This is a genomic window from Aeromonas sp. ZOR0002 (assembly GCF_963866995.1).
Classification (GTDB): Bacteria; Pseudomonadota; Gammaproteobacteria; order Enterobacterales; family Aeromonadaceae; genus Aeromonas; species Aeromonas caviae.
The window spans coordinates 1-8,867 of record NZ_CAWMFQ010000012.1; the positions used below are offsets into that span (position 1 = coordinate 1).

At 60.7% G+C, this 8,867-nt stretch carries 8 protein-coding genes; 4 read left to right on the plus strand and 4 right to left on the minus strand.

All coding sequences use genetic code 11. The features are described 5' to 3' along the window. The first annotated feature begins 196 nt into the window (after window positions 1-196). Window positions 197-1,393 (plus strand): NnrS family protein, encoded by a 1,197-nt coding sequence (locus tag AACR77_RS00670; protein ID WP_042879155.1) that lies wholly within the window; start codon window positions 197-199, stop codon window positions 1,391-1,393. Here AACR77_RS00670 and AACR77_RS00675 read toward each other — a convergent pair whose 3' ends face one another. Then, window positions 1,394-1,966: a helix-turn-helix domain-containing protein gene (locus tag AACR77_RS00675; RefSeq protein WP_042015843.1), complete on the minus strand. Its 573-nt coding sequence runs from the start codon at window positions 1,964-1,966 to the stop codon at window positions 1,394-1,396. It lies immediately after the preceding gene. Between the two features lie 113 nt (window positions 1,967-2,079). Here AACR77_RS00675 and AACR77_RS00680 point away from each other — a divergent pair, with 113 nt between their 5' ends. Next, window positions 2,080-3,231: a benzoate/H(+) symporter BenE family transporter gene (locus tag AACR77_RS00680; RefSeq protein ID WP_042879157.1), complete on the plus strand. Its 1,152-nt coding sequence runs from the start codon at window positions 2,080-2,082 to the stop codon at window positions 3,229-3,231. A gap of 147 nt (window positions 3,232-3,378) precedes the next feature. Continuing rightward, window positions 3,379-4,443: a DUF3103 family protein gene (locus AACR77_RS00685; protein ID WP_042879160.1), complete on the plus strand. Its 1,065-nt coding sequence runs from the start codon at window positions 3,379-3,381 to the stop codon at window positions 4,441-4,443. Between the two features lie 63 nt (window positions 4,444-4,506). On the opposite strand, the gene metF is transcribed toward AACR77_RS00685, so the two are convergent. Continuing rightward, the gene (gene metF, locus AACR77_RS00690) at window positions 4,507-5,403 is read right to left on the minus strand and encodes a methylenetetrahydrofolate reductase (RefSeq protein WP_010674220.1); all 897 of its coding nucleotides are present in this window, start codon (window positions 5,401-5,403) and stop codon (window positions 4,507-4,509) included. Between the two features lie 327 nt (window positions 5,404-5,730). Here metF and AACR77_RS00695 point away from each other — a divergent pair, with 327 nt between their 5' ends. Beyond that, window positions 5,731-6,522, plus strand: a complete 792-nt coding sequence (locus AACR77_RS00695) for a GNAT family N-acetyltransferase (protein ID WP_042879162.1) — start codon at window positions 5,731-5,733, stop codon at window positions 6,520-6,522. A gap of 60 nt (window positions 6,523-6,582) precedes the next feature. Here the strand turns inward: AACR77_RS00695 and AACR77_RS00700 are convergent, their stop codons facing one another. Next, window positions 6,583-8,046 carry an extracellular solute-binding protein gene (locus tag AACR77_RS00700; protein WP_042864821.1) on the minus strand — a complete coding sequence of 488 codons (1,464 nt, stop codon included), beginning with the start codon at window positions 8,044-8,046 and terminating at the stop codon, window positions 6,583-6,585. Between the two features lie 8 nt (window positions 8,047-8,054). After that, on the minus strand, window positions 8,055-8,867 hold an 813-nt coding region (locus AACR77_RS00705), incomplete at its 5' end, for a methyl-accepting chemotaxis protein (protein ID WP_042879164.1).

Sequence of the window (8,867 nt, forward strand, 5' to 3'; positions counted from 1 at the left end):
TAGGGGCGCATTATAGGGAGCCGCGCCGTGATGACAAGGGCTTTTTCACCGAAAAGAACCGTTCGCTCAGATATACAGCAAAGCGGTTCTATTTCGTTCGCATCACCACCATTTCGGGCTGTCATTGGATTTAAATTGAACATTTGAAAAGCCAATTTATAATTGGCTTTTCAAATGTTCAATTAAGGTTTCATTCATGCACCAGATCCTGGATAGCCGCAAAGAGGAGAGAATCGTTCCTCTGTTCCGCCTCGGGTTTCGGCCTTTCTTCCTGTTCGGCGCCTTGTTCTCGGCTTTGGCGATGCTTGGCTGGCTGGGGCAGCTCAACAGCTGGTTCGCTCTGCCCGGGATTGCCAACCCCATCTGGTGGCATGCACATGAAATGCTGTTCGGCTTTGGTGCCGCCATAGTGGCGGGTTTTCTGCTTACCGCCGTCCAGAACTGGACCGCTCACCCAGGTGTACGCGGTTGGCCGCTGGCACTGGTCGTGGGATTGTGGGCAATCCCGAGAGGCCTGCTCCCCTGGTTTGGAGAAAGCAATGTCACTCTGATGGTCATGGACCTGGCCTGGTTGCCCCTCTGTACGTGGTTTCTCGCCAGACCCATCATAGTGACGCGCCAGTGGCGCAATCTCTTTTTTGTTCCCCTGCTTCTCGTGTTGACCCTGCTCAATACCGCTTGCTGGCGGTGGCATGCCGAATGGCCACTGGTGGAACATATCCTGCTTGCAACCGTGCTCCTCTTCACGACCCTGATTGCCGTCATGGGAGGACGTGTCATTCCCTTCTTCACCGCCAGAGCCACTGGGGCGGAAAAAGCACTCCCACTGCCGTGGCTGGAGCGCATTGCCCTCGCGTCTCTGTGGCTCATCCTGCTGCTCTGGTTGGTACTCCCGACCCAGTGGGTCATCGGCATCCAGATGTTCCCTCTATATATAGTGGCGGCAGGGGCTCACCTCTACAGGCAGCTGCGCTGGCGACCCGGAACCACGGTGGCCCAGCCCCTGCTGTGGTCGCTTCACCTGGCATACCTCTTTATCCCACTGGGGCTGACCGCCCTGGCGGCACGCACGGCTGGCTGGCCGATTGCCTTGTCACTGGCCAGCCATCTGTTCAGCGCGGGCAGCATGGGGGCCATGATCCTCGGGATGATAGCCCGTGTATCCCTCGGACACAGTGGCAGAGCCCTGCAGATAGGGCGCAGGATCTCGGCGGCATTTGCACTGGTCATCCTGTCCGCACTGTTGCGGGTTTTGCTCCCCCTCTTTTGGCCAGACCTCACCCTCACGGGATGGAACCTCAGCGGATGGAGCTGGGTTGCCGCCTACGGTCTGTTCATCTGGGTTTATACCCCCATACTGACCAGTCCCAGGGCGGATGGCCGCCCCGGCTAGTCATCGCGTGGCCATGGCCGGATAGTGGATCAAATTGTGGAAGATGGCGGGAGCGACCCCAAGATTGCGATAGCCATGGGGACGGTCCGCTGCAAACCGGACGGCCTCACCCTGATCGAGGGAACGCCACGCCCCATCAACCAGTACCTCCATCACACCGCTGATGACGATGACATGTTCGGTCACTCCGGGTTCATGGGGTTCTGACTCCCGCTGGTAGCCAGGTAGCAGGGTCAGTTCGAACAACTCGAAACCAAAGCGGGCCTCATAGGGGAAAAGCGGGGCAACCTGCATCCCCTCTCCCGCCGGCTGCTGTCGAATATCATCGGCAATACGGTATACCGTCTCTCCCTGTGCCGCTGGTGTCGGCTCAATGAAACTGGAGAAAGAGACCCGAAAGCCGGTGGCAATCTTCCACAATGTTGCCACCGTCGGACTGGATTCACCTCGCTCGATCTGTCCCAGCATGGCCTTGCTCACCCCCGTTTCACGGGCGGCCATATCCAGGCTCCATCCTCTTTCAGTGCGCAGCCCTTTCAATCGCTGGGCCAGATAGCGACTCATCTCCTGCATCTGTTCTCCGATTACTTCGAACCATATTGTGCGCCATAACGCACAGCGTTATAGTCAAAACCACATTGTACGCAATAGCGCACAAGCTATCAGAATCCACAAGGAAGTTTCCCATGCCCCTAGCCCTCCCCCACATGGTCGCGGGACTCATCGCCGTATTGGTGGGTTACACGAGCTCTGTCGTCTTGATCATCCAGGCCGCCACGGCCGCCGGTGCCGAGACAGCCCAGGTCTCTTCCTGGTTATGGACACTGGGTATCGGCATGGGGGTCAGCTGCATCGGCCTCTCCCTCTATTACCGGATGCCTGTCTTGACGGCCTGGTCTACCCCGGGTGCCGCTCTGCTCATCACCAGCCTGGGGAACTTCAGTCTGGCGGAGGCCATCGGCGCCTTCATCATCTCTTCACTGCTGATCACCCTCTGCGGCATCAGCGGCTGGTTCGACAGGCTGATGCGTCACATTCCCGCCCCCCTGGCGGCCGCCATGCTGGCCGGAGTCTTGCTCAGGTTCGGGCTGGATCTCTTCAAGGTGGCACCGCAAGATCCTTTGCTGCTTGGCACCTTGCTACTGGCTTTCTTGCTGGGTCGCCACCTCTGGCCCCGCTACACCATGGTGCTGGTCCTGGCGGCCGGCATGCTGCTCTGCACCCTGAGGGGCGAGCTGCAACTCAACGAGGTTCACTGGCAACTTTCCACCCCGGTCTGGATCTCGCCAGCCTTTTCCATCGACGCCCTGCTCGGCATCGCACTCCCGCTCTTTCTCGTTACCATGACCTCGCAAAACATGCCGGGCATTGCCATCCTTCGCGCCCACGGCTATCAACCGGCCACTTCTTCCCTGATTGGCTGGACCGGATTCATCGGCGTGCTGCTGGCACCGTTTGGCGGCTATGCCTTCAACCTGGCCGCCATCACAGCCGCCATCTGCATGGGCAAGGAAGTGGATCACGATGTCACTCGACGCTGGCCTGCTGCCGTGTGGGCTGGATGTTTCTACCTGCTCACAGGCTGTTTCGGTGCCACCGTGGTTGCCCTGTTCAGCGCATTCCCTGCGGTGCTGGTCACCTGCGTGGCCGGGCTGGCGCTGCTCGGCACCATAGGCAGCAGCTTGCACAGCGCCTTGCAGCAGGACGAGGAGCGGGAAGCCGCGCTACTGACTTTCCTCGTGACTGCCTCGGGGATCACCCTGCTCGGGGTCGGGTCTGCCTGCTGGGGATTGCTGATCGGAGTGACATTGCATCAAGTCAACCGGCTCCGTGCCTGACCTGACCATCTGGGGAGACTCCAGTGAGACGCAGCACATAATCCTGAGAAAAGCGTTCACATATGAACCTTATTCCTTTCTAGTGACAAAACGGCGCAGATCCTTCCCGACAAGCGCCGTGGTCAGACTCAATACTGGAGAACGAAGATGAGGAATCAGGCTGTCATTTTGTTACTGGCACTGCTGGGCGCCACCACGGCCCAGGCTGCCGACACCGATCGGGAGCTGGCACGCCAGCTCGCGCTGCAGCAGAAGAACCTGCTGCCACTCCTGAACAGTCAGGAATACCAGAGCCCGCTGCCCAACCTGCTGCAAAAGGCCAGCCCCCGCCTGAAGCGTCAGGCTCGGGGTGCCAACCAGGCGGCCATCAGTCGGCAAGGGCTGGATGGCGAGGTCAGGGAGCTGATGCAACTGCGGCTGGCCAATCCGGATCAGGCGGATGCACTGCAACAAGGGGTGGAGCCACTGGTTGCCTACATACCAAGTGGTGACGAAAAGAGCTGGAGCGCCATCGAGGCGTTCGACAGCGCCGGCAACCCGATCTATCTCGATGTGAACCAGCCGCCGGCGCGGCCGGTACTGGTGGTGGAGGCCGATCCGGTCAAAGCCAAGAATGCCGGCCTGAAGGTGATGCGAAAGGCGCTGGCTGCCGCCGACATGCAGGTGACGCCCCGTGCCACCAGCAACACCACGCCCCTCAAGACCAGCATTCTCAAGAAGATCAGGCTCAACGATGATCAGGAGCCCTGGCTGCTGGGCGCCGCCGAGGTCTATGCCGTCGTGGCCGGGGTCAATCCTGGCAGGGACGAGCCCGTGGTGGATATCGTCGACATGCCCTATCTCGACTACGACAACACCGACTACACCCCCAACCAGATCCTGGTCTATTGGGATCGCTACCGCTGGGGAGCCGTCGACGTGGTCATGATGGAGCAGGATGACAACGTCAATTACAAGGAGCTGAGCGCCCTCCTGATTGACGCACTCAAACTCGGCTTCACTGCGGGCGGCGTACCCGAGGCCCTGCCCTTCCTCGACCTCGGCGGTCGTATCGTCAAGGCACTCCCGGACTCCTGGATGACCAACAACGACGACTACCTCGACACCTTCTATACCCTGGAGCAGGACCAGAGCTATCACCAGTATCCCGGTGCCGCCGGCAATGCAGTCATCGATCTCGAGCCCAGGGAGATCCAGCCAACCCGGCCCTGACTGTCGCCCAAAACAAAAAGCCAATGAGAAGACTCATTGGCTTTTCTGTATCAGAGCCGCGGATCAGGCCTGACCTTTCGGCCTCACACCCAGTGTGTGACAGATGGCGTAGGTCAGCTCTGAGCGGTTCAGGGTATAGAAGTGGAAATCCTTCACCCCTTCCTGACTCAGCACACGCACTTGGTCGATGGCAATGCTGGCTCCCACCATGTTGCGCGTCATCTGATCGTTTTCCAGCCCTTCGAAACGCTGGTGCATCCAGCGCGGGATCTTCACGTTGGTGAAACCAGCAAACTTGGCCAGGGTCTGGTAGTTGGAGACCGGCAGTATCCCCGGCACGATCTCCGCATCGATACCGATGGCGGCGCAGCGATCCCGAAAACGCAGATAGGTCTCCACATCGAAGAAGAACTGGGTAATGGCTCGGTTGGCACCGGCATCTATCTTGCGCTTGAGGTTCAGCAAGTCGGATTGCGCACTGCGAGCCTCGGGGTGGCCTTCCGGATAGGCGGCGACCGAGATGTCGAAATCGGCTTCGGATTTGAGCAGGGCGACCAGGTCGGTGGCATACATGTCAGGCTTGTCGAGACCGGGAGGCAAGTCGCCGCGCAGGGCCACGATGTGACGAATGCCGCTGTTCCAGTAGTCACGGGCAATGGTGCGCAGCTCGTCACGGCTGGCGTCGATACAGGTCAGGTGCGGGGCGGCGATGAGGCCGGTACGCTCCTTGATGTCCTTGATCACCTTGTGAGTGCGGTCCCGGGTGCCCGAATTGGCGCCATAGGTCACAGAGACAAATTTGGGCTCCAGCACCTGCAGGCGCTCGATGGACTGCCAGAGGGTGTTCTCCATCCCTTCGCTGTTGGGCGGGAAAAACTCGAAACTGACCGATATGTCGCCACCCAGATCCGCCAAACTCTGGTTGAGTGCCTCAACCTGACGCGCGCTGTGAAATCCCATCTGCTCTCTCCCTGTCCTGCAACCCATTCCTTCACGCCAAAACGGATGTTTGGACGTCTAAACGTCTTTCTATCTTTATGAGAAAACGGATCAAAGTCAATACCGATTTGTCAGCGACAAGGGGGATTGCCGTTTTTTTTATTTTGCAATTCAACCTAAGTAATGAGCGACCCCATCCCAAAATGCTGTCAGGCACGCTATGATGCGGGCGGATCGTCCTGGACGTTCTGAATCTGCGTGTGATTGTTTGGCCGGGTTTCCCGGCCTTTTTTTAACTTCTTTCCCCGCCTGCCGATAAGCAATTCAAGCGTTTGCAGGAGCCCCATCATGGAAGATCACCCCGGTTTTGCCACCGATCTGCTGTTCGATCGCTATCAGGGCGAGGTGACGGATCATGATGCGTTCTGGACCGTGCGCACCCCGGGCTCTCCAGACTACTACTTCGGCAACTACCTGCTGCTGCCCACTCCCCCAAGCGATCGTGACAAGGGCTGGCTCGAGGCCAGTTTCGACAGGCTGATTGGCTGGGACCCCCGTATCCGCCACCGCACCTTCCAGTGGCCTCTCGCCGCAGGCCAGAACAGCCGGGTCGCCGGGTTCGTGGCGGCTGGATACCAATACATGGAGTGCGTAGTACTGGCGCTGGGTGCAATGGAGTGGCAAGCTCCCACCGGCAGCGACCTGGCCCCGGCTCGCCCGTTCACCGCGGCGGACTGGGATCAGTGGCTCGCCTTCGAGCTGGCAGAGCGGGATCCCGCCCATTCGGAGGAGCGCTATCTTCCCTATCTCTTGTCACGCCGCCAGCTCTATCAGGCCATGATCGATGACGGGCTCGGACAGTGGTGGGGGTTATGGCACCAGGATCAACTGGTTGCCAGCTGCGGACTCTTCTTCACCGGCCCCCTGGGACGCTTTCAACTGGTGCGCACGCACGCAGAGTGGCGAAACCGGGGGCTCTGTCGTCTGTTGCTGAGCCAGGTCGCACGCCAGGGACTGGCACGGGCCAGTTCGCTCATCATAGTGGCAGACGAGCACTATCACGCCCAGCGGGTCTATCGCACTCTGGGTTTCGTGCCGGTGGCCCGTATTGGCAGCCTGTGCCGCTTGCCACGGGAATGACAGGTCATCACGCAGATGAAGAACGGGAGGCCAAGGCCTCCCGTTCTTCATGGTGAACCATCAGGGCTGTGCCCCCTCCAGTTCGCTGGCGAGCGCCTCCTCCACTTCGGCAGGAGGCGCTGGAGCGACGGCTCCGGACACCGGTACTGACGGAGGCTGGGTCGCGCTTGCTCCGGAAGGCGCTTGTCCATCCGGCACCACAGGTGCAGCAGGTTCGGTCCCGATGGCACCCGACACAGGGACGGCAGGCACGCTCGCCTCACACTGACACTCCTGTCCCTTGCCCTGGTTGCCCTGATGGGGGGCATACCACCCTTTCAACCCCTGTTCCAGGCGATCGGCCGCCGCCTTGGGTGCCACGGTTCCCAGCAATACCTGCTGGCTCACCTCGGCCAGTTCATCCCCGAGCTTGGGAGTGCCGCGGGAGAGGATCTGGGTGGCAACCCGGATGGTGGAATCGCACTGATCCCGCCACTCCATCATCTCTCTGGCCGCCGGATTGGTGGCTTCAAAGAAGTGGTTGGAGAGCGAGAAGAAGCCGGGCAGCGAGTTGGTATAGAGCTCGGCAAACTGGGGAGTGGTCAGCCACTGCAGGAAGGTCATGGCGGCCTCCTTGTTCTTGCTGGCCGGATTCATCCCCATACCGATATCGGTGTGATCGGTGAAGAAACAGCCATCCCCCTGCTTTGCCACGGGCGGGCGCATGACACCGAAGTCCACCTTGCCGGTGAAGGGGGCAATCTCCCAGGATCCCGCCGCATAGAAGGCAGCCTTGCCCGAGGTGAACAGCTCATTGGTGGTGGCGTAGTCGCGGCTCTCGCCCCCCTCCCCCAGGTAGTCACGCCAGCGGGCCAGCTCCTCGAACACCTTGACGTATTGCGGGTTGTTGAAGCGCTCCTGGCCCCCGATCAACGCCAATCGACCATCCTCCCCCTTCCAGTAGTTGGGGCCTATGTTCTGGAAACCGAGCTCGGAGGCAACCCAGCTCTCCGAGCCGCTCACGGCGAGGGGAACATAGCGACCATCCGCCTTCACCTTGTCCAGGGCCGCGAAGAATGCCTCGCGGGTCTGGGGAACCGTCAGCCCCAGCTCACTGAAAATCTTCTTGTTGTAGAAGAAGCCGTGAATCACCGATGCCATGGGTACGCAGAAAGTCTGGGCGCCACTGTCGGTCTGCCAGGGGGATTGGGCAAAGCTCGGGAAGTTCTCCATCCCCGCCATCTCGCTCAGCTCCACCAGATGGCCCGCCTTGAACAGGGCCAGGGAGTCGTCAAACGGGCGGCAGGTGATGAGATCCCCCGCCTTGCCCGCCTTGAGGCTGGCCCAGAGGGTCGGCATGTACTCGACGTTCTGCACCCCGTTGAATTTCACCTGAATACCCGGGTGGGCGGCCTCGAATGCAGGAATGATCTTCTGTTCCCACAAGGCCTTGTCATCTATGCGCCAGCTCTCTATCACCAGCTCGCTGGCCATCAGCTGGCCACACAACAGGAGACTCAGGGCCCCGATCCACTTGTTAGCCATAAGTCCTCCTACACCTTGAAATGGGCGATCAATTGCTGCTGCTTGGCGACCAGATCCGCCAGCACCTCACTGCTGCTGGCCGATTCCCGCGCCTCCCGCTCGGTCTCGTAAGCCACATCCGCAATGCCGGCGACATGACGGGCAACCCCCTGACTCACGGAGATCTGTTCCTGGGCGGCATGAGCCACCTGATCCGCCATCGCCTTGATGGCACTCATCCGCTCGGCAATGGATTGCAGCGCCTCGTCCATCACCCGGGTCTGGGCCACGCAATCCTGGGTCTGCTCCTGGCTGCGTGCCATCACGGCCACCACGTGCTTGCTGGAACTTTGCAGGTTCTCGATCATGGCCTGGATCTCCTCGGTCGAGGTCTGGGTCCGGTTCGCCAGTGCCCGCACCTCGTCCGCCACCACCGCGAAGCCGCGACCGGCGTCCCCCGCCCGGGCCGCCTCGATGGCCGCGTTCAGCGCCAGCAGGTTGGTCTGCTCGGCGATGCTGCGGATCACGTCGAGGATACTGCCGATGTTGTCGCTGAATTCCCCCAGCTTGTGGGTGATGCCGACCGCCTCTTCCATGGCACCCGCCAGTTGTTCGGTGATCTGGCGAGTAGTCGCCACCTGTTTGCGTCCGGCGCGGGCCTCTTCGTCCGCCAGGTCCACCTCGCGCTTGGTGCCGTCGGTAGAGCGCGCCACCTCGGTGGCACTCACCTCCAACTCGGTGATGGCGGCGGCCACCTGATCGGTCTGGCTCTTCTGATCCTGCACCCGTGACATGGCCCGCTCGCTTATCTCGGCGGCGCGGCTCGCCTCGTCCACCAGATG